This window comes from Myxococcus sp. RHSTA-1-4 (assembly GCF_020037125.1).
Lineage (GTDB): Bacteria > Myxococcota > Myxococcia > Myxococcales > Myxococcaceae > Myxococcus.
Window position 1 is genome coordinate 176,196 of record NZ_JAIQDG010000016.1, and the last position, 19,045, is coordinate 195,240.

Here is a 19,045-nt window from a genome sequence, read left to right on the forward strand (position 1 = left end):
ACGCGCTCAGCGGAGGGTGGCGGGCAGCAGCTTCTCCACCACGACGACGTCCTGCCACACGCCGTTCAGCGGGGCGTGCTTCTCGTGGAGGCCCACCTCGCGGAAGCCGAGGCCCGCCAGCATGGCGCGGCTGCGGGTGTTGGTGGCGAAGACGCGCGAGGTGAGCTTGTGGAAGCCGGCGGCCTCCACGGCCTCCAGGAGCGACTGGAGGGCGAGCCGCCCGGCCCCACGCCCTCGTGCCTCCGGGGCGACGTAGATGCTGAAGTCGGCCACGCCCGCGTAGCACTCGCGAGGGCTGTAGGCGCTGCTGGACGCGAAGGCGACGACGCGGCCCTCTTCCTCCACGACCATGACGGGGTGACGTCCTCCCAGCCAGCCGGCGATGTCCTCGGGCGTGCGGGGGCGCGTCTCGAAGGTGGCGGAGCGCTCGGCGATGCCGGCGTTGTAGATGGCGGCGATGGCCGCGCAGTCCTCGCGGGTCGCGGGACGGGAGGTGAGGCGGGCGCGGCTCATTCGGGCTTCTCGTCCTCCGTCTTCGAGCGCATCAGGTACGCGGCGGTCAGCGGCAGGTACCAGGGAATCAGCACGATGGCGAGCCCCGCACCCCCTATCATCAAGGCGAGGAACAGCCACACCAGCCCCTGCAGCGTCATGCCGATGGAGCCCAGGGACTGCGTGCGCCGCAGGTCCGCCACCTGGCCGAAGATGGCCGCCAGCGGCGGGACGACGATGAGGCCGAGCGCCACCTGCTGGAGCAGCTCCAGCCCGTGGGAGTGCCCGTGCGTGGTGGCGTTCAGCAGCAGCATGAGGACCTGGGTGAGCAGGGCCAGCAGGCTCACGACGATGCCCGGCACCGAGAGGCGGGAGCGCCCGGCGGCCTTGCCGCCGTGGGTCTCGAGCCGCACCGCCTCCAGCACGTCCGGGGGGACCTCCAGCGCGTACGGGTAGCCCAGCTCCATCAGGGCCTCCACGGCCGCGGCGCGCACCGTCCGCCCGTCGCTGCCCTTTCTGTCTCGCGCCTCCTCGGGCAGCTCCATCAACGACAGCAGGAAGTCCGCCCGGGCCCGGAGTGTCTCGTCCCCGGCGGGCGGGCGGGCAATCGCCGCGAAGAGCGCATCCACCTCCGCCTGGATGAGCCCTGGCGAGCTCAAGGCCTCCCGCAGCTCGGGCAGGGACGTCGACCGGGGCCACTCCGCCAGCGAGGCCTGCTCGGCGGCGTCATCGGAGGCGGGGGGCGTGGGGCGCTGACGGGTCTGGGCCATGGTGGGGCGATGCGCATCCTAGCGCCGGGCCATGCGGCGGGGGCTCGTCGCGGCCGCCTGGAGGGCAGGGGAGCAGGCTCCAGGAGGAGCAATGCATACCCCGCATGCGCACCGTACCCGTGTGCAACCCCCTTTCACAGACGAGCGAGGACACGCATGGCGATGGAGCGAGCGCAGCGTTTCGTGGACGCACTGTCGAGGCTGGAGGAGAGCGGCGACGTGGAGGGCATCGTCTCCCTCTTCAGCGACGACGCGCAGGTGAGCAACGTCGCCTCGCCGCGCGTCCTGTCGGGGAAGGACGGGGCCCGCCTGTTCTGGACGGAGTACAAGGGCATGCTGGGGCAGGTGAAGTCCACCTTCCGCAACATGATTGAGGCCGGCGACCGGGTGGCCCTGGAGTGGGAGACGCAGGGCACCGCCCGCAACGGCGCGGCCATCGCGTACGAGGGCGTGTCCATCATCGAATGGGACGGGGACCTCGTCCGCCGGTTCTACGCGTACTTCGACCCGCATGTGCTCGGCCAGGAGCTGGCGCACGGCACCGCGCCACGCTCACGGGTCCCCGCCACCACGCCCGCGTGAGCCTCGCGCGCGCCTCCGCCCGGACCGGGCGGCACCCGGGGCCTCATGTCGCCGCGGGCGTCCGGGGCAGCTCCACGGTGACGGTGGTGCCCACGCCGGGCGCGCTCTCCAGGTGGATGTGCCCGCCATGGGCCTCCACCACCTGCCGGGAGAACCACAGCCCCAGCCCGAAGCCGCCGTAGTGGCGCAGGGGCACCGCGCGCCCGAAGCGCTGGAAGAGGTGGGCCTGCTGCTCGGCGGGGATGCCGATGCCCCTGTCCCTCACCACCAGCCGCGCGAAGTCCTCCGGCGTGCCCGTCACCTCCAGCTCCACCGGCTGGCCCTGGCCGTACTTCAGGGCGTTGGACACCAGGTGTGTCACCACGCCGTCCACGCGCGCGCGGTCCCACCTCCCCGCCAGGGCGCCGGGTGCCGTCAGGTGGACGGCGGTGCCCGCGCGAGTCATCTCGTCGCTGAAGCGGCCCAGCACCTCGCGGCACAGCTCCACCAGGTCCACCGGCTCCGGGTCCAGGTGCAGCCGGCCCTCGGACAGGCGGGACACCTCCAACAGCTCGCGCACCAGCCGGCCCAGGCGGTCCACCTGGTGCACGGCGGCGGACGCGCGCGTGCGTACGTCCTCGTCCGCCGCGCCCCGTTGCAGCCGCGCGAGCTGCAGCTTGAGCGACGTCAGCGGCGTGTTCAGCTCGTGGCTGGCGATGGCGAGGAAGTCGTCCCGGAGCTGCAGGGCCTGCTGCGTCTGGTGGAAGAGGTGCGCGTTCTGCACGGCCGCGGTGGCGCGGCGGGCCAGCTCGGTGGCCAGCGCCAGGTCCTCCTCCGAGTGGTGGCGGCCGGACAGCGAGTAGCCCAGCGTCAGCGAGCCGAGCACGCCCTCCGGCGTGGTCAGCGGCACGGAGAGCCACGAGCAGGGGGCCAGCGCACGCAGCAGCTCGCGTCCCGAGGGGCCGCCGGCGGTGCTTTCCACCCACGCGGCGTCCACGCGCGGATGGAAGGCGGGCTGCCCGGTGTCGAGCCCCCAGACGGGAGTGCCCGGGGCCTCGGGCGGGTGCCAGTGGCTGGCGGCCAGCAGGGCGGCGGACGCGGGGGAGAGGGCGTGAAAGGTGCGGCGCACCTCCAGGTCCGGCCCCCGCACGTCGATGACGCAGAAGTCGCCCAGCGAGGGCACCAGCGTCAGGGCCACCGCGCGCAGCGACTGGCCCACGTCCAGCGAGGTGGCGAGCGTGGCGGTGGCGGACTGGAGCAGCTCGGCGCGCTCGGCCTGGCGGCGCTCGGCGGCGAGCAGCCGGGCCCGCTCCACGGCCATGGCCGCCTGCTGCGCCAGCATGCCGAGAAAGGCGCGCTCCTCGTCGTCGAAGCTCCGCTCGTTCCACCAGGTGAGCGCGAGCACACCCACCACGCACCTGCGCGCCATCAGCGGGAGGCACACGCAGGACAGGGCCCCCGTGTACGCGGTGCGGGTGGTGGCCTCCGTCTCGGGGTACCACCGCGCGAAGGCGGCGGTGCTCTCCAGCCAGACGGGAGTGCCGGTGCGCACCGCGTCCGCCACCGGCACGCGCGCCGTCAGGGCGACGCGGGCGAAGGCGGCCTCCATCGCGGGCAGGTAGCGCACGGTGTGCACCAGCTCCAGCGTGCCGCCGTCCGCGTCCAGCAGGAAGAGGGCGCCCGCGTCCGCCGGCAGCGCGCGCACCGCCTCCTCCACCACCGCGCGCGCCACGTCCTGGGAGGTGAGGGCTCCCGAAAGGGCGAGCGTGAGGGCCTGGAGGCTCTGCATGCGCGTGCTGGCGAGCTCGGCCCGGGCATGGCGCTCGTCTGAGAAAAGACTCAGACGCGAGGCTGTGTTCCGCCGCTTCTCCATAGGCGTTGTCCACCGCGCATGGGGCGCGGCGGACAGGGACAACCAAAACGCAGCCGGAGCCGAATTTCCGGCCTCGGCCGCGACGACTGTCCTCCGCCCATCAGTCCGCCGTGGCCAGTGAACAGACCCCGGCGCGAGCACTTCCCCACGGGGCATGGGGGTTGCGCCTTCCGGCAGACGGACGCCAGTGACTCTCATTCACTTCCGTCCGGCGTGGCGGAGGATTACCGTCGGTCGTCGCGGTCCCGGAGCAGACGCGCCGGGGCACTTACTGGCAGGTAAGTAATGAGCAGGTCACCCGAAGCCACGCGTCCCACGCAATCGCCTACTGCGTTGCGTTTCCGACACGCCCATGTCCCTCGGGGCGCGGTAGCCTCGAGGAGGAGGACGTGTGCACCTGGGAGCCTGAACCGCCACGCACGAATCGACCTGACCCGGCTGCCTGCCTTGCGCTCAAACGGAAACAAACGATGACCCGCCCTGTCGCCCTCTTCGCCGTCCTGTCCCTGCTGTGCACCTCTTCCGCCTGGGCCGAGCAGCGCCGCGAGCCCGCGAAGAAGACCCTGTCCGCGAAGAAGAAGAAGCAGACCGCGAAGAAGACCTCGAAGAAGTCCCAGCGGCTCGTGAAGCCCGCCGCGCCCGCCGCGCCTGCCGCGCCCGCCGTGTCCGCCGAGCCCGCTCCGCAGCCCCTCGCGGCTCCGGAGCCGCTGCCGGCCCCTCAGGCCGTGCCCGCCTCGTACTCGTCGGGTGACGCCGCGCCCGCGAAGCCCGCGGAGGATGCGCCCAGGTCGGAGACGCCGTCCAAGCCGCCGTCGGCCGGGGATTCCGAGTCGCTGGACTTCGACCTGCTGGAGCCCCTGGAGACGGCCGAGGCCGCGCAGGTGGACCCGGAGCTGGAGAAGAAGATCGGCCGGCGCCGCACCATGCTCAAGCTGCACCAGGGCCTGGGCTTCGCGATGACGGCGGGCCTGGTCACCACCACGGTGGTGGGACAGCTCCAGTTCAACGACTCCTTCCGCGGCGGCGGGGATGACCGCAACCTGCTGGGCCTGCACCGGGGGCTCGCCATCGGCACCGCGGCGCTGTTCGCCTCCGTGGGCATGCTGGGCGTGCTGGCGCCCGAGCCCTTCGAGAAGGAGTTCCAGTGGGACACCATCACCTTCCACAAAATCTTCATGTCCATCGCCACCGTGGGCATGGTGGCGCAGGTCATCCTCGGCATCATGTCCACCAACCGGTATGGCCGGCTCTCGGAGAGAGACCTGGCCACCGCGCACCAGGTGGTCGGCTACACGACCATGGGTGCGGTGACGGCCGGTGTGCTCTCGCTGTTCTTCTGAATTTTCCCGTGCCGCCGGCGTTTGGCTTCGCACGGCCCTTGAAGTGGGTCTCCTGGAGGTTGACGTGATTGCTCGACGACTTGCCCTGCTTGCCACCCTGCTGCTCGCGTTGCCCGCAGCCGCACAGGCCCCTCAGGCCCCGCCGGCTCCGCAGGCGCGCATCTACTCCGTGAAGAAGGATGGCAGCTCGCTCACCTACAAGCTGAAGCACAAGCTGCACGAGGTGGTGGGCAAGGCCCCGCCCAGCATCGGCAAGGCCATGCTGAAGAAGGACGGCACGCTCCAGGTGCAGGTGCGCGCCAACGTGAAGGACTTCGACTCGGGCAACTCCAACCGCGACGCGCACATGCAGGAGGTGACGGAGGCGGCGAAGTTCCCCCTCATCGACTTCAAGGGCAGCGCCACGGGCGTGACGCTGCCGGAGAGCTTCCCGGCGAAGGTGCCCGTCAAGCTCAAGGGCGACCTCACCTTCCACGGCGTGAAGCAGACCATCGAGGTGCCGATGACGGTGCTGTTCAGCACCGACAAGGAGGCCGTCGCCGAGGGCACCTTCGACATCAGCCTGGAGGCCTACAAGGTGGAGCGGCCCTCGCTGCTGATGGTGAAGGTGGATGACAAGCTGGTGCTGGAGTCGAAGCTGGTGTTCGAGGTGGAGGGGAAGTGAGCACGTCGCGAAGAGGCTTTCTGAAGGGAATCCTGGGCACGGGCGCAGCGGGTGCGGCGGCCACGGCCCTGCCGGGTTGCGCGCCGGACATCGACCCGGCGCCGGTGACGGACGTGACGGCCAGCGAGGCCGGCACGGTGGACCTGCTGGTGACGCGCTACCCGGACCTGGAGCCCGTGGGCGGCGCCATCACCCTGCGCGTGCCGGGCGAGCCGACGCCCCTCCTGGTGGCGCACACCAAGGGCGGGGGCGCACGGGATGACTTCTCCGTGGTGTCCTCCATCTGCACGCACGTGGGCTGCCCGCTGGGCTACGACGGCAAGGACGTGGTGTGTCCGTGCCACCTGTCGCGCTTCAGCCCCACGACCGGAGCCGTCCTGGAGAAGCCGGCCACGGTGCCCCTGAAGACGTACGTCGCCGAGTACAACCCCGGCACGAAGGTGCTGCGCATCGACCTGCGCGCGGGCCAGGCCGGCTTCCCGGCGGCGGTGAACGGGCAGGTGGTGCTCCCGCTCCTCGACTTCCCCGAGCTGCGCAACAACGGAAGCTCGGTGACGGGCATCCCCTCGGGTTATGGCAAGCGCATCTTCGTCTTCCGGCTGGAGGACGGGACGCTGTCGGCGGTGGACGCCATCTGCACGCATCAGCAGTGCGAGGTGGAGTACCGCCAGCAGGAGACGGACCTCTTCTGCCCCTGCCACGCCTCCACCTTCACCCGGACGGGTGAGGTGACGAAGGCGCCGGCCACGCTGCCGCTCAAGAAGTTCACCGTCACGGAGACGGCTGACGCCGTCGTCGTCAGCGGCGTGAGTTGAGGCTCGCGCGGAGGCGGGGTGGGGCAGGTGCCCGCCCCGCCTCGCGGTGGCCCGCTAGCCGAGCCGGCTCCAGAAGGAGCGCTTGGAGGAGACGCGGTCCAGCGCCTCCTGCAGCTCCTCGTCGTAGTCGGCGCGGTGGGCGATGTCGCCCATGGAGATGATGCCGACGATGCGGTCGTCGCGCTCCACCACGGGGATGCGGCGAATCTGCTTCCGGCCCATGAGGGCGATGACGTCGTGGATGTTCTCGTCGGGGGTGACGGCCTCCACGTCATCCGTCATCACGTCCGAGACGCGGAGCTGGTCGGGCGTCTTGCCGCCGGTGAAGCCGCGGATGACCAGGTCGCGGTCGGTGACGATGCCCACCAGGCTGCCCTGCGCGTTGACGATGGGGACGACGCCGCAGTCCTCGTCCTTCATGATTTGAGCGACGTCGCGCACGGGGCTGTCGAGCCGGGCGGTGCGCACGTTGCGCGTCATCACCTCGCGCGCGGTGAGCGGCTCGCGCTGCCAGCGGCTGCGCCCGGTGCCCGCCTGAATGCCCGTGCCCATTCCCGCGCCGGTGCGGCCGCGGAGGCCCGCGGTGTAGTACTGGTCGCGGTCCTCGCCGCGCGGGCGGTCTCCGGCGCGCTGGCGCTCCTCGGCGTAGCGGTCTCCGCCGCGCTGCATGCCCTCGTGGTAGCGCGAGCGCTCGTCACGGTACGGGTCCATGCGAGGGCCGCGTGTCTCCCGCGGCTCCTCGCCGCCGTAGCCGGAGCGGTCCCACGGGCGGTAGTCGGCGCGCTGCGGGGGCAGCTCGTTCTCCCACGTGCCCGTGTCATGTCGGGGGCCCTGGCCGGTGGCGGAGCGGCTGTCACGGTCGTCGCGGCCGTAGGGGCCGGTGCTGTATTCGGCGCCCTCCCAGCCGGCGTCGCGGTCATCCCTGTTCATCAGGCCCGTGCGCCGGTTGCCCAGGTCGCCCGCCGTGCCCCGGTCATCCACGTTCGTACGCGGCTGGGCCATGCGCAGCGAGGCGGCGCGGTGGAAGCGGCCCTGGCGGGTGGAGGGCTCCTCGTCGCGGGCGGGGTTCCACCCGGAGATGTCCGACTCACCGCGCTCGCGCGAGCCGGGCGGGGACACCTCGGCGCTCCGATGCACCTCGGGCTCCAGCGGGGGGGACCGCTGGGCGGTGCGGGTGTCGTCCCTACCGTTGTCCAGGCTTCTCTGTGCCATTCCTGCTCCTCCAGCGAAATCGGGTTGGGGCAGGAAGGGTGTGGATGACCGGATGGGGCTCCAAGCTTCCCGGCTCCGGACCCGCCGGGGGACTGTCCTCTCTCAGGCGAGCAGGCAGGCGGTGCGCTGGCGGACGGACACCGGGGCTGCCACGTGGCCGACAGTGAGGGACTCGGACGGGGCCGGGCGCGAAAAAACGAAGCGCGTGCCCCCTGCTGGGAAGCACGCGCTTCGCTCTGCATCCCCGGTGACGGGACGGACGGGGTGATGAGCATCCCCCGATGTCCATGGTGTCAGCGCTCTCCCCGGAAAGCGAAGACGCTCCCGTCCATCTCGTCGGCCGGGGTGGGGCTCACTCGACGGAGCAGCAGCCGTCGTCCGCCTCCTCGCAGCAGGCGAGGGTGGTGTTCGGAGGCATGGGCTTCTCCGGGTTCTCGCAGGTGTTGTTCGTACCCTGGCCGCCCTGGATGCGGGCCATGTCCTTCACGAACAGCTCCTTGATGGTCTTCACCTTGTTCGTCTTCATGTGGCTCTCCCCCTCGTGGGTGGTGGCGCGGGGCGCGGGGTGGCGTCCAGCGGCTGGATGAAACAGCTACGTTTCGAGCCGATTTTTCTGGTCGTTCTCGCGCCACGAGCGTGGGCGGGGGAGACACGGCGTATGAGCCGTGAAACATCATGGAGCGTGATGGACTCACCCCGCCGCGAGCGCGTCACCGAGTCGAACGAGACCCCTGAACTCTTCCAGCTCCGCGCCCGCATCCGGCGCGGCCACGGCGATGGCGCCCGTGGGGAGCTGCTCGGTGAGCCGCGCGAGCAGGGCGCGGTGGGACTCGGCGCGGGCGTGCTCCGCGGCGGCCAGGCGCGACAGTGCCGCCACGCCGTGCTCCGCGTGCGGGTCGTCGCCCACGTGCTCGAGCAGCGCCTCCGGGTTCGCGAGCGCGTCCTCGCGTGCCCAGCTCCGGTTGAGCACATAGCCGGCGAAGGGGAGGCCTCGCTTCACGAGCGTGTCGCGGAAGAAGGCGGACTCGCGGAGCGCGGCGGACTCGGGGGACGTCACCAGCAGGAAGGCGGCGTCCGGTGAGGCCAGCCGCGCTCGCAGCCGCTCGGTGTGCAGGCGGATGCCGCCGAAGAGGCCGCTGAAGGCACCGACGAAGCCGCGCATCTCGCGCGCGAAGCCCGCGCCGAACACGCCATCCAGCACACGGCCCACCAGCACCTGCGCGCCGTGCCACAGCCGGCCACCGCGCGACGCGTCCTCCGGGCCGAAGAGGGACACGATGCGCTCGTCGAGGAAGCGGGACAGCCGCCCGGGCGCGTCGAGGAAGTCCAGCGCGTGCCGGCTGGGCGGCGTGTCGAGGACGATGAGCTCGTAGCGCGCATCCGCGAGGAAGCCGTCCAGCGCCTCGGTGGCGGCGTACTCCTGCACGCCCGCGACCAGCTCGGAGAGGAAGCGGTAGACGCGGTGCTCGACGATGGCGCGCGCCGCCTCGGGTGAAGGCGCGAGCCGGTGCACCATGCGGTCGAAGACGAGGCGCGCGTCCAGCATCCACACGTCCAACTGCCCCGGGCCGCGCGGGCCGTCCGCGAAGAGGCGCTCGGGTGGGATGGAGGTGGGCTCGGGGCCGCTCTCGGGCAGGCCCATGACCTCGGCGAGCCGGCGCGCCGGGTCGATGGTGAGCACCAGCACGCGGCGGCCCGCGCGAGCGGCGGCGACTCCCAGCGCGGCGGCCGTCGTCGTCTTGCCCACGCCCCCCGCGCCGCAGAGCACGAGGACGCGCTTCTCGCGGAGCAGACGCTGGAGGTTGCGCGCGCTCACGGTGCGGCCTCGCGCGTCGGCTCCGCGGCTTCCCGAGGCGTGAAGACATCCGCGAGGCGCTCCACCAGCTCGGGGCCGGTGAGGGGCAACTCCGGCAGCGTGAGCAGCGGGACATGGAGGCCCGCGGCCAGCCGCGCGTGGGCGGCCCGGGCGCGCTCCAGGCGGGCCAGGGCGCGGGTGCCTCGGTGGGGGCCGTGCGTGGCGAGCAGCCGCTGGAGCGCGGCGTGGGACTCGGGGGTGAAGGGGTCCTCGGGCATGCGGTTGAGGACGGCGGCGGCCAGGGGCAGTCCCAGCCGCTCCAGCTCCGAGGCCAGGGTGAGCGCCTCGCTGACGGGCAGCGGCTCCGGGAGGCTGGTGAGGAGGACGGCGGTGCGCGCCGGGTCCTGGAGGAAGTCGAGCCCCTCTCGCACGGTGCGGCCGATGGGCCCGCCGGGCATGAGCGACAGCACCGTGCGCGGCAGCGCGGCGATGGCCAGCGCGTGGCCGGTGGCCGGCAGGTCGATGATGGACAGTGGATGGGTGAACCGGCCATCCGGCAGGGTGCGCCGCACCAGGGTGAGCATCTGGTAGAGCAGGCCCATCTCCCGCAGCGCGGGGCCCGCCTCCAGGAAGCGGCGCAGGGCGCGCGAGCGCAGCGCGGCGTCGGCCAGCCAGCGCACGGGCAGGGTGTCCTGGAGGAAGTGCCGGTGCCCCTCCGACGCGGCCAGCCGCACGAAGCTCAGGTGGGGCCGTACCTCCGTCACCCGCGGGCCCTCGTCACGTGCGCCCACCAGCGCGGCCAGGGGGGACGGGCCGTCGTCGTCCGGGGACATCTCCACCAGCAGCACTTGCCGGCCGGAGCGCGCGGCGGCGACGGCCAGCGTGGCCGCCAGCGTCGACTTCCCCACGCCCCCCTTGCCCGACACGAGCAGGGCGCGCTTTTCCCACAGTGCTTCGAGCACCGGTCACCGTCCTGTCGCCGCGCCGGGAGGGCGCCGCCCTCTCACAGTGAGGAAGGTGGCCTTGCACGACAACCGCCGCTCCCGTGCGCCGTTCGCTGGCGCGCGGCCGCTCGGATGTCTGGATGGCCGGCGTGTCCGCCATCGGACGGGACATGACGGCCTCGGGGACCGCAATCCCCCTCACGCGGCCCGGACGGTGACGCCGGCCCGCCGTGGGCGCGGCTCAGCGTGCCAGCTTGAGGGGCACCACGGCCTTGTCGTCCACCTTGCCCGTCAGGGTGAGCCGCAGCTCCCAGGCGCCCGGCATGAAGAGGTCCAGGTCGGACACCTCGAAGTCGCCGGGGCCGAGCACGGTGATGCGCGGGTTGCCGTCGATGCCGTGCCCCATGGAGGGCATCCAGGGGAGCACGGCCAATTCCACGCCCGGGACGGCTCTGCCCGTCGCGGCCTCCGTGACACGGATGTGGAACCGCTGCACGCCCCGGCGCAGGGGCGTGGCGGACGACAGCACCTCCACCCGCAGGCGCCCCGAGGCGCTCGTCACCGAGGCCACCGAGGTCTCCGCCACCGCGCTCCCCGCGTCACGTGGAGCCGGGGTCGGATTAGCGGGAGCATTACCCAGCAATAACAGACACAGCATCGCGAGTTTCATCCGTCCTCCAGGGGCCTGCACTCACGAGAGCGTTGTACCGGAGCGCTCGCGCGCGCACGCCGCGACAAGACGCCGCACCTCATGCGGGCCGCGTTCGAGCGAGGCTTGGCGCACCATGAAACTCCGCCTGTCGCAGCCGTTCCTCGAAGCCCCGCACCTGTTCGAGTGGGTGCGAGGCGGCCTGGGAGTCCTGGGCCTCGTCACCGTGCTGCTGCTGTGTACCGCGCTCGGCTCCGCGATTCGGCTGGCGCTGCCGGATGCGGGCGGAGGGACTCCCACGCCGTGGGTGATGAGCCCGCTCCCCTTTTTCGGGCAGCTCTCTCCGTTCGAGCTGAAGGACGCGGAGGGCTCGCTCTTCGGGACGCGGCGGCTTCGCGGCGGCGTCTACGTCCTCCAGTTCCTGTCGAGCGACTCGCGGGACGAGGCACGCGCCACGCTGGAGCGGCTGTCCGTGGTGTGGCGCCGGCTGGAGGCGGAGCGCCTGCCCGTCCGCTTCGTCGTGGTGGACCGCGCGCCGCCCGGAGCGGCGCACCCGGGCGACGTGGCGGGGATGCTGCCGGGGCCATGGCACGTGCTGGAGGGGGGCGCGGCGCTGGAGGCCGAGGTGGGGGCGTTGCTGCGGGAGACGGAGGCCCCCGGCCAGGCCGGAGGGACGCGGGTGACGCCCGCGCTGCTGGTGGACCAGGCGGGAGGGCTGCGCGGCGTCTATGACCTGGAGCACGAGCCCCGAAGGTTTGACGCGCTGGTGGAGGACGTGCGCTGTGTGAACGAGTGCGGTCCGGTGCCCGCCGTCGCGGGGCTCCCCCCGGGGGAGACGCGAGTGAGCGGAGCGGGCTGCCAGGACCCGAGAGGCCGCTGACATGCTGACTCCATCCACGGAAAGCGCTCCGCCCCGGGGCCATCGCTGGCTCGCGGTGTCCGCGCTCGCATGCGTGCTGCTGTCACTGGCCGCGTGGCGCGCGCTGCCGCTCCTGGAGGCGGCCCAGGCCCGGAGACTGGCGGAGAACATGCCTGTCTTCGGCGCGATGCCGTCCTTCCGGCTGACCGACCAGGAGGGGCGTCCCTTCTCCGACGCGGACCTGCGCGGCCACGTCGTCGTCGCCGACTTCATCTTCACGCGGTGCCCCACGGTGTGCCCGCTGCTGACGTCGCGGATGCTCCGCCTCCAGCGTGAGGCCCGCGAGGAGGGGCTGTCGCCGCGGTTCGTGTCCTTCAGCGTCGACCCCGGCTACGACACGCCCGAGCGGCTGTCCCGGTACGCGAGCGAGCACGGCGTGGACACCGCCAACTGGTCGCTGCTCACCGGACCGCTGGAGGCGGTGGAGACGACGGTGCTGGACGGCTTCCGCGTCATGATGGGGCGCGACGCGGACGCGGGTGAGGACGACTTCTTCAGCATCTTCCACGGTGAACACTTCGTCCTCGTGGATGCGGATGGACGCATTCGTGGGTACTACAAGGCGGCGGAGGACGCGGGGCTGGAGGCGCTCCAGCGCGACCTGCGGGCGTTGAGCCTCGCGGACAGGTAGGGCGGTGGGTTGGAGCGCCCGCCCTTCGCTGTCCGGCACACTCCGGCGCCGTCAGTGGACGGACCAGCGCTCGGCGATTTCCTCGCAGGCGAGCACCACGTCGCTCAGCCGGCGGATGTGGGCCCGGGGCGCGGTGAAGATGGTGCCGGCGAAGACGTCCACCACCTGGATGAGCCGGTGGTCACACGGGCCGAGCTGGCACAGGTGCTGCTCCGCGAAGCGCTGGAGCATGGTGCCGATGTACTGGCCCGAGCGCTCGTCGAGCGGGTGGTGCTTGGCGAAGTAGAGCTTCATCAGCCCCACCCGCGCGTTGCCATGTTTGTCCATGCGCTGGAGCACCACCTCCGGCCTCACGCTGATGGTGACACCCGCCATCTCCAGCACGGGCGGCTCGGCGCCCACCGCGCTGATGATGGTCTCCTCCAAGTCCAGCCACGGCACCAGGTCCGCGAAGCGCTCGAGCGCCTCCGAGCAGAGCTGCAGGCGCTGCGCCTCGAACTCCGTCTGCGGCACGCTGCACGCGAAGCGGCGCTGGTGCTCGCGCAGGATGGACAGGTCCAGGCCGCGACAGAGGAAGTCGGTAATCGCGACCGACGCCTCCGGATAGCGCAGGTACTGCTGCTCCGGCGGGTGCTTCTGGTCGTAGATGATGCGCTTGCGTCGAGCGGGTGTCGCGGTGAGGTACTCACCCAGCTTGTTCACTGAGACTCGCGGCAGTTCACGGATTTCCGCCATGGAAGTGCTCCCCCTGGGTGCTGGCGAATGAGCACACAGTACAGAGGGGGTCTGACAGTCATGAGACAGCGTGAGTGCTTGAAATCACGGGTGTGACGGGCCACGTCGGTCGCGGTCGGGAGACGTGACTTCGCGGGGCGGCCGGGCGCTCGTGTCGCATGGGACGGATTCGGGTCCGCGGGCCGCGCGTGAGGCGCGGCGTGCTCCCGGGTCGGGCGCTCCGAGCGGGAGCGCGGGTGCCGGCGGTGGATGGCAGGGGAGGACCCCGGAGGTCCAGGTGTGGAGCATCGCCCCGGGGCGGGTGGCTTCTCGGAGAGGGATTGCGGGACGGGGTTGCCGTGAGGCGTGGGGCTGGCGCTCCAGGAACCTGCCGCACCTGGAGCGCCCGCCGCGAGGGGACTCAGCCCTCGCCGGGTTTGCGGTCCGGATAGGCGGACCAGTAGACGTCGGGCAGCGGGTTGGTGCCGGCGTCGCTGCGCGGGCCGTCACCGTCCGGAATCTCGTCGAGGATGGCGCCCGGTGTGCGCTCGGTCGGGTCGATGGCGTGCGGGTGGAACTCCTGGCGCCGGTCCCCGGCTGGCGCGGCGGCGCGAGTCCCCTTGCGCTCCTCGCTCTCCTCCTCGGCCTCGTGCCGGGGCCCCGTCTCGCGCCCGTAGTAGTCCTCGGATGGCTGGATGCCTGGCTGCTTCTTCTCGCGCTCGGCCATGGTGGTCACCTCCGTCTTTCTACGGTCATGCCGGGGAATGCAGGCCGCAATGGGCCCTGTTGACGCGCCGTGACGTCAGGAGGGCGGGCAGGCGGGCGGTGCAAGGGCTTGCGAGCGCGAGGCGCCCGCTTCGAGTCTCGCGGCTGGGGGAGGGGCAGCCGCGTCCAGGTGTTGCTTCCGCCGTGACGGCTGGCGGCTCGAGGCCGTATGGCGAGCCGCCCAGGGTGGCTGTCCTCGCGGTGGATGATGGAGGGCTGAAACAGGCCGCGAGCGACGCCGCCCTGCATGGCCCGCCGTGTGCTTGGGGCCCGGCTCACCATGTCGGGACCGCACGACCTCCTCGTCCGCTACACCTTCGGCCACCCCGAGCGCGCCGCCGCCGAGCTGCGCGCCGTGCTGCCCGCCCATGTCGTCTCGGAAGTGGACTGGGCGTCTCTGCGAGAAGAGTCTGGCAGCGTCGTGGACCCGGAGCTGCGGAAGACGGAGAGTGACCTGCTCTTCACCGCGCGCCTGCGCACCGGCCACCCGCTGTTGCTGTACGTGCTGCTCGAACACCAGTCGTCGGTGGACCGGTGGATGGCCCTGCGCATGCTGCGCTACGTGGTGCGCCTGCTGGAGCGCTGGCGCCATGAGCACCCGGACAGCACCACGCTCCCCCTCATCATCCCGCTCGTCATGTACCACGGCGCGGAAGGGGCCTGGACGGCGCCGCGCCGGATGGAGGCGCTCTTCGAGTTGCCGGAAGAACGGTGGCGGGCGCTGGTGCCGCGCTTCGAGTACCTGCTCGATGACCTGACGGCCGAGCGGGAGGAGGCGCTCCGGGCGCGGCCGGGCCCTCCGCTGGCCCGGCTGGCGTGGCTGTTGCTGCGGTATGGACGGAGCGGGGAGTTGGTCCGGAAGCTGCCGGAGTGGGTGGCGCTCTTCGCCCAGGTGCAGGCGGGTCCCGAAGGCGCGGAGCCGTTGAAGATGCTCATCCGTTACCTGCTGATGGTGGGGGACGAGGGGACGCATGAAGCGGCCGGGCGGGTGTTAAACTCGGTGCTGGGCGAGCAGCGCGCGGAGGAGTTGATGCGGAGCTATGGCGAGGAACTCATCGAGCGGGGACGCCAACAGGGCCTGGAAGAGGGGCTGGTTCGGGGCCGGGAGGAGGGCCGGGAGGAGGGAGTAACCCGAGGGCGCGCCGAGTACATCCTGCGAATCCTCACCGCGCGGGGCGTGCCCGTGCATGAGGAGGCCCGGCAGCGCATCCTCACTTGCACGGACATGGCCACGCTGGACCGCTGGTTCGACAAGTCCCTGAACGCCACCACCCTCTCCTCGGTGTTCGACGACCTGGCCCAGTAGGCTGGACCGCCTCCGCGCCACGCGCCGATGCGCGGGGGCTATGGAACGGGAAGCGTGAGGGGCAGGTCACCCACGTTGGAGAGGGGGCCGTCGTTCTGGACGCTGACACCTCACACCGGGGTGGCCGCAGCGCGTTCACTGCCGCGCGTTCGTGGAAGTCGAGGTGGTCGGCGGAGACTCCATCCGGGCTATGTCCGCACGGGGAGCGTGCCGACATGAGCGAGCAATCCGAGGAGAAGACGTCCGCGGTGGCGGGGCCGCTGCTCCACCTGGGGTGCCCCTCGTGCGGCGCGCGGCTGGTGGTGGAGCCCTCGCTGCGTACCATGCGGTGCCCGTACTGCGCCGCGCCCTCCGTGGTGGAGCGCCCACCCGTGCCGGGTGTGCCCGAGCCCACCTTCGCGCTGGGCTTCACCGTCACCCACACCGCCGCCCGGGAGCACGTGGCGCACTGGCTCCGGACGCGCAGCCGCTTCACCCGCTCCGGCATCCGCTCCGCCGAGCCCGGGGAGGTGCGCGGTGTCTACGTGCCCGCGTACCTCTACAGCGTCCTGGCCCACACCCGCTTCAGCGCGTCCATTGGGGAGAACTACCAGGAGACGGAGACGTACACGGCCACGGAGAACGGGAAGACGGTGACGCGCACCCGCACGGTGACTCGCACCGAGTGGCGTCCCCTGGCCGGCGAGCTGACCGGGTACGTGGCGGACGTGCTCGTCACCGCCTCCACCGGCCTGCGCAACGAGGAGCTGGAGGCGCTGGAGCCCTTCGACTTGCGCGGGCTGGCCCGGTACACGCCGGCGCTCATCTCCGGCTGGGTGGCCGAGGAGCCCTCCCTCACCCGTGAGCAGTGCATGGGGCAGGCCCGCAAGGAGGCCGTGGAGCGCGTGGGCGGGAGGCTGGAGCAGTTCATGCCCGGTGACTCGCACAGCGGCCTGCACCATGAGCCGCGCCTGGAGTGGGAGGCGCTGGACGTGTGTCTCCTCCCCGTCTGGGTGCTGGCGGTGCGCTACGCGGAAGGCGCCCCGCCGCTGCGGGTGCTGGTCAATGGGCAGACGGGCGAGGTGGTGGGCAAGGCGCCCCTCTCCGCGTGGAAGGTGACGCTCGCCATCCTCGGGGTGCTCGCGCTGGCGGCGGTGGGGTACCTCCTGGCCTCGGGAGGTGCGCGATGAGCACGGCCACGCCGGAGGTGCCGCCGTGCCGGCGGTGCGCCAGCGCGCTGGAGGCGGAGGACCTGCGCTGCCCCATCTGCGGGCTGATGACGCCCCCTCGGGCGCGCGTCGCCGTGGAGCGCGAGCAGGCGAAGGTGGTGCGCTGTGAGAATTGCGGCGCGGCCGTGGAGTACTCGGTGGAGGTGAAGGCGCCGAGGTGCGCCTGGTGCGGCTCGGTGACGCGGGTGGAGACGACGGTGGACCCGGTGGAGCAGGCGCAGGTGTTCCTGCCCTTCACCGTGGACCTGGAGGCGGCGCGCGCCGCGCTGAGGGGCTTCCTGGGGAAGAGGAGCTTCTTCCGTCCGTCGGGGCTGGCGCGGGAGGCCGCGCTGGAGCCGCCGTGCCCGATGTGGTGGCCGGCGTGGAGCTTCCGCGCGGGCGTGGAGGTGAGCTGGACGGCGGACTCGGACGCGGGCTCGCGGCGCTCGGACTGGGCGCCGCATGCGGGGCGCACGCGCTTCGACTTCGACGACATCCTCGTGCCGGCCTCGCGTGGGCTGAAGGTGAAGGAGTGCGAGGCGCTCGCGCCCCACTACCAGCGGGGCACGGCGGAGGGTGCGCCACGAGGGCCGGAGGGCGCGCACGTCGAGCGCTTCGACGCCACGCGCTCGGGGGCACGGCGCACCGTGCTGGAGGCCGTGGAGCGGCTGTCCCGCGAGCGGCTCCAGCAGGGCGTCATTCCCGGTCGCCGCTTCCGGAACGTCCATGTCGCCGTGGCCCTCTCCAGCCTGTACACCACGCGGTTCGCACTGCCCGTGTACGTGCTCGCGTACCGCTACCGGGACAAGCCGTACCGCGTGCTGGTGCACGGGCAGGACGCCAGCGTCGTCCTCGGCGAGGCCCCCATCTCCAAGTGGCGCGTGGCGGCGGTGGTGGCAGGGGTGCTCCTCCTCGTGCTCGTGGCGCTCCTGGCCACGGGGGTGTTGGGGGCGTGAGCGGAGGGCGCGGGCTCGTGAGTGGCACGGCCCTTGGGGGCTCACCCGGGAGCGCTCAAGGCTCGCCGTCCTCGGGCCCTGAGTCCGCGGACCCTGCGGGGCGGGCCTTGTCCGGGTCCCCAGGTTCGCTCACTTCGTCGCGAGGCGTCCGCGCCGGGGACTCCGGCTCCAGCGCCACGGCCGCCTCCTCCGCCGTCAGCTCCTCCGGGTGCAGGCCTCCTTCGAGCAGCTCCGCCTGGTTGCGCCGGCCCGTGGCCGCCGCCGCCGCCCGGGCCAGCTCCTCCGCGGCTTCGTGCCGCCCGTAGCCCGGTGCGTGCGCGCGCAGCCATGCGCGCAGCGCGCTCGCCATCTCCGCGGCTGACGGGAACCGGTCCGCCGCATCCTGCCGCAGCGCCCGCACCACCAGCGAGACCAGCTCCGCGGGGGCGCCCGCGGCCAGCCGCTCCACGTGCTCGGGCTCCAGCCGCACCATCCTCGCCGCCACCTCGTTCACCGGCATCCAGGTGGGCCCCTGGGCCTCCAGCGGCGCCGCCTCCGTGCCGTCCTCCTCTCGCAGCGGGGGCACCGGCTCCGTGTCCGCCACCATCAGCGGGTGCCGGCCCGACAGCAGCTCCAGCAGCACCAGCCCCAGTGAGAACACGTCCGAGCGCGCGTCCACCGCCTTCCGGCGCAGGGCCTCCGGAGAAGCATAGGCGACGTCCCCCTTCACCAGCGGACGGCTCGTCACCTCGCGCCCCGCGAGGGAGGACATCGCCGCGGTGAAGTTCGTCAGCTTCACCTCGCCGTGCACGCCCACCCGGATGTTCCTCGGGCTCACGTCGCGGTGGACGATGTGCAGCGGCCGGTTCATCTCATCCGTCAGGACGTGCGCGTGGTGCAGCGCCTCCGCGACCTCCGACGCCACGTACGTGGCGAACGCCGGCGACATCGGCTGGCGCCGCATGGCCGCCAGGTTCAGCACCGTGTCCAGCGAGCGGCCCTCGACGTACTCCATCACCACGTGCGGCGCGCCCCGGTACAGCTTCAGGTGGTGCACCTTGGCGATGCCCGGGTGGTTGAGCCGGAATGTCAGCTCCACCTCCTCGACCAGTCGCCGGCGCTCCACGAAGGTCGCCGGGTTGCTCAGGCGCTTCACCACCACCGGGCCGCCCAGGCCGCCCCGGTAGCGCCGCCGCACCAGCATCAGCAGCTCGCCGGTGGAGCGGACCTCGAGCTTGCGCACGAACTCGAATGCCGTGCCGCCCACGGTGAACAGCACCCGCGGCCGGCGCGGGCCTCCAGGAATCTCTTCCGTCGTCGTGTCGGGCGTCCTCATCTCCTGCCTCTGGACCTGTGAAGTCGAGCGGGAAGTGCTCGACTCCTGAGGTAACACGAATCCAGGCCCGCAGGGAATCTCCCAAGTAGAGTGAGAGGTGGTTGACCTGGGAGGTTGGGTGGAGGGCTCCGAAGGGG

20 protein-coding genes are annotated in these 19,045 nt (G+C 72.2%); 9 read left to right on the plus strand and 11 right to left on the minus strand.

All coding sequences use genetic code 11. The features are described 5' to 3' along the window. Positions 1-6: 6 nt before the first annotated feature. A complete protein-coding gene (locus tag K8638_RS22395; protein ID WP_223756618.1) occupies positions 7-513 on the minus strand; it encodes an arsinothricin resistance N-acetyltransferase ArsN1 family A in 507 nt (168 codons plus the stop codon). Continuing rightward, positions 510-1,262 (minus strand): hypothetical protein, encoded by a 753-nt coding sequence (locus K8638_RS22400; protein ID WP_223756619.1) that lies wholly within the window; start codon positions 1,260-1,262, stop codon positions 510-512. The genes K8638_RS22395 and K8638_RS22400 overlap by 4 nt, the downstream gene beginning before the upstream one ends. Positions 1,263-1,418: 156 nt before the next feature. On the opposite strand from K8638_RS22400, the gene K8638_RS22405 reads away from it, so the two are divergent. Further along, the gene (locus tag K8638_RS22405) at positions 1,419-1,844 is read left to right on the plus strand and encodes a nuclear transport factor 2 family protein (RefSeq protein WP_223756620.1); all 426 of its coding nucleotides are present in this window, start codon (positions 1,419-1,421) and stop codon (positions 1,842-1,844) included. Between the two features lie 43 nt (positions 1,845-1,887). Here the strand turns inward: K8638_RS22405 and K8638_RS22410 are convergent, their stop codons facing one another. Next, the gene (locus tag K8638_RS22410) at positions 1,888-3,612 is read right to left on the minus strand and encodes a GAF domain-containing protein (RefSeq protein ID WP_223756621.1); all 1,725 of its coding nucleotides are present in this window, start codon (positions 3,610-3,612) and stop codon (positions 1,888-1,890) included. Positions 3,613-4,166: 554 nt separating this feature from the next. Here K8638_RS22410 and K8638_RS22415 point away from each other — a divergent pair. The 3 genes from K8638_RS22415 (at position 4,167) to K8638_RS45265 (ending at position 6,515) form a co-directional block, all read left to right on the plus strand. Next, on the plus strand, positions 4,167-5,036 hold the full coding sequence (locus tag K8638_RS22415) for a hypothetical protein (protein ID WP_223756679.1): 870 nt from the start codon (positions 4,167-4,169) through the stop codon (positions 5,034-5,036). Between the two features lie 64 nt (positions 5,037-5,100). Then, positions 5,101-5,700: a YceI family protein gene (locus tag K8638_RS22420; RefSeq protein ID WP_223756622.1), complete on the plus strand. Its 600-nt coding sequence runs from the start codon at positions 5,101-5,103 to the stop codon at positions 5,698-5,700. Next, positions 5,697-6,515, plus strand: a complete 819-nt coding sequence (locus K8638_RS45265; protein WP_223756623.1) for a Rieske (2Fe-2S) protein — start codon at positions 5,697-5,699, stop codon at positions 6,513-6,515. The genes K8638_RS22420 and K8638_RS45265 overlap by 4 nt, the downstream gene beginning before the upstream one ends. A gap of 54 nt (positions 6,516-6,569) precedes the next feature. Here K8638_RS45265 and K8638_RS22430 read toward each other — a convergent pair whose 3' ends face one another. The 5 genes from K8638_RS22430 to K8638_RS22450 all read right to left on the minus strand — a co-directional run bounded on the left by K8638_RS22430 (position 6,570) and on the right by K8638_RS22450 (position 11,136). Then, positions 6,570-7,727, minus strand: a complete 1,158-nt coding sequence (locus K8638_RS22430) for a CBS domain-containing protein (RefSeq protein ID WP_223756624.1) — start codon at positions 7,725-7,727, stop codon at positions 6,570-6,572. A gap of 352 nt (positions 7,728-8,079) precedes the next feature. Next, complete coding sequence (locus K8638_RS22435) at positions 8,080-8,253, minus strand: hypothetical protein (RefSeq protein WP_223756625.1); 174 nt, start codon at positions 8,251-8,253, stop codon at positions 8,080-8,082. Between the two features lie 165 nt (positions 8,254-8,418). Next, positions 8,419-9,543 carry an ArsA-related P-loop ATPase gene (locus K8638_RS22440; protein ID WP_223756626.1) on the minus strand — a complete coding sequence of 375 codons (1,125 nt, stop codon included), beginning with the start codon at positions 9,541-9,543 and terminating at the stop codon, positions 8,419-8,421. Continuing rightward, the gene (locus K8638_RS22445) at positions 9,540-10,484 is read right to left on the minus strand and encodes an ArsA-related P-loop ATPase (RefSeq protein ID WP_223756627.1); all 945 of its coding nucleotides are present in this window, start codon (positions 10,482-10,484) and stop codon (positions 9,540-9,542) included. The genes K8638_RS22440 and K8638_RS22445 overlap by 4 nt, the downstream gene beginning before the upstream one ends. Positions 10,485-10,707: 223 nt before the next feature. Further along, positions 10,708-11,136: a FixH family protein gene (locus K8638_RS22450; protein WP_223756628.1), complete on the minus strand. Its 429-nt coding sequence runs from the start codon at positions 11,134-11,136 to the stop codon at positions 10,708-10,710. A gap of 115 nt (positions 11,137-11,251) precedes the next feature. Here K8638_RS22450 and K8638_RS22455 point away from each other — a divergent pair, with 115 nt between their 5' ends. Then, entirely contained in the window at positions 11,252-11,995 is a 744-nt protein-coding gene (locus K8638_RS22455; protein WP_223756629.1) for a hypothetical protein, read from the plus strand. A 1-nt stretch (position 11,996) separates the two neighbouring features. Further along, complete coding sequence (locus K8638_RS22460) at positions 11,997-12,665, plus strand: SCO family protein (RefSeq protein ID WP_223756630.1); 669 nt, start codon at positions 11,997-11,999, stop codon at positions 12,663-12,665. Between the two features lie 51 nt (positions 12,666-12,716). On the opposite strand, the gene K8638_RS22465 is transcribed toward K8638_RS22460, so the two are convergent. Then, on the minus strand, positions 12,717-13,400 hold the full coding sequence (locus K8638_RS22465) for a hypothetical protein (protein WP_223756631.1): 684 nt from the start codon (positions 13,398-13,400) through the stop codon (positions 12,717-12,719). A 400-nt stretch (positions 13,401-13,800) separates the two neighbouring features. Beyond that, positions 13,801-14,106, minus strand: coding sequence for a hypothetical protein (locus K8638_RS22470; RefSeq protein ID WP_223756632.1), 306 nt, complete (start codon positions 14,104-14,106; stop codon positions 13,801-13,803). Between the two features lie 318 nt (positions 14,107-14,424). Here K8638_RS22470 and K8638_RS22475 point away from each other — a divergent pair, with 318 nt between their 5' ends. The 3 genes from K8638_RS22475 (at position 14,425) to K8638_RS22485 (ending at position 17,593) form a co-directional block, all read left to right on the plus strand. Then, positions 14,425-15,450, plus strand: a complete 1,026-nt coding sequence (locus tag K8638_RS22475; protein WP_223756633.1) for an Rpn family recombination-promoting nuclease/putative transposase — start codon at positions 14,425-14,427, stop codon at positions 15,448-15,450. 215 nt (positions 15,451-15,665) lie between these two features. Beyond that, complete coding sequence (locus K8638_RS22480) at positions 15,666-16,619, plus strand: hypothetical protein (protein WP_223756634.1); 954 nt, start codon at positions 15,666-15,668, stop codon at positions 16,617-16,619. Further along, the gene (locus K8638_RS22485; protein ID WP_223756635.1) at positions 16,616-17,593 is read left to right on the plus strand and encodes a zinc ribbon domain-containing protein; all 978 of its coding nucleotides are present in this window, start codon (positions 16,616-16,618) and stop codon (positions 17,591-17,593) included. Before K8638_RS22480 ends, K8638_RS22485 begins: the two co-directional genes overlap by 4 nt. A 55-nt stretch (positions 17,594-17,648) precedes the next feature. Here K8638_RS22485 and K8638_RS22490 read toward each other — a convergent pair whose 3' ends face one another. Further along, complete coding sequence (locus K8638_RS22490; RefSeq protein ID WP_223756636.1) at positions 17,649-18,908, minus strand: protein kinase; 1,260 nt, start codon at positions 18,906-18,908, stop codon at positions 17,649-17,651. Positions 18,909-19,045 lie beyond the last annotated feature (137 nt).

What these genes read in the sequence shown, in the direction of transcription:
- K8638_RS22395 (WP_223756618.1), bottom strand. Translation starts at nt 513, where the DNA reads ATGAGCCGCGCCCGCCTCACCTCCCGTCCCGCGACCCGCGAGGACTGC.
- K8638_RS22400 (WP_223756619.1), bottom strand. Translation starts at nt 1,262, where the DNA reads ATGGCCCAGACCCGTCAGCGCCCCACGCCCCCCGCCTCCGATGACGCC.
- K8638_RS22405 (WP_223756620.1), top strand. Translation starts at nt 1,419, where the DNA reads ATGGCGATGGAGCGAGCGCAGCGTTTCGTGGACGCACTGTCGAGGCTG.
- K8638_RS22410 (WP_223756621.1), bottom strand. Translation starts at nt 3,612, where the DNA reads ATGCAGAGCCTCCAGGCCCTCACGCTCGCCCTTTCGGGAGCCCTCACC.
- K8638_RS22415 (WP_223756679.1), top strand. Translation starts at nt 4,167, where the DNA reads ATGACCCGCCCTGTCGCCCTCTTCGCCGTCCTGTCCCTGCTGTGCACC.
- K8638_RS22430 (WP_223756624.1), bottom strand. Translation starts at nt 7,727, where the DNA reads ATGGCACAGAGAAGCCTGGACAACGGTAGGGACGACACCCGCACCGCC.
- K8638_RS22435 (WP_223756625.1), bottom strand. Translation starts at nt 8,253, where the DNA reads ATGAAGACGAACAAGGTGAAGACCATCAAGGAGCTGTTCGTGAAGGAC.
- K8638_RS22450 (WP_223756628.1), bottom strand. Translation starts at nt 11,136, where the DNA reads ATGAAACTCGCGATGCTGTGTCTGTTATTGCTGGGTAATGCTCCCGCT.
- K8638_RS22455 (WP_223756629.1), top strand. Translation starts at nt 11,252, where the DNA reads ATGAAACTCCGCCTGTCGCAGCCGTTCCTCGAAGCCCCGCACCTGTTC.
- K8638_RS22460 (WP_223756630.1), top strand. Translation starts at nt 11,997, where the DNA reads ATGCTGACTCCATCCACGGAAAGCGCTCCGCCCCGGGGCCATCGCTGG.
- K8638_RS22465 (WP_223756631.1), bottom strand. Translation starts at nt 13,400, where the DNA reads ATGGCGGAAATCCGTGAACTGCCGCGAGTCTCAGTGAACAAGCTGGGT.
- K8638_RS22470 (WP_223756632.1), bottom strand. Translation starts at nt 14,106, where the DNA reads ATGGCCGAGCGCGAGAAGAAGCAGCCAGGCATCCAGCCATCCGAGGAC.
- K8638_RS22475 (WP_223756633.1), top strand. Translation starts at nt 14,425, where the DNA reads ATGTCGGGACCGCACGACCTCCTCGTCCGCTACACCTTCGGCCACCCC.
- K8638_RS22480 (WP_223756634.1), top strand. Translation starts at nt 15,666, where the DNA reads ATGAGCGAGCAATCCGAGGAGAAGACGTCCGCGGTGGCGGGGCCGCTG.
- K8638_RS22485 (WP_223756635.1), top strand. Translation starts at nt 16,616, where the DNA reads ATGAGCACGGCCACGCCGGAGGTGCCGCCGTGCCGGCGGTGCGCCAGC.
- K8638_RS22490 (WP_223756636.1), bottom strand. Translation starts at nt 18,908, where the DNA reads ATGAGGACGCCCGACACGACGACGGAAGAGATTCCTGGAGGCCCGCGC.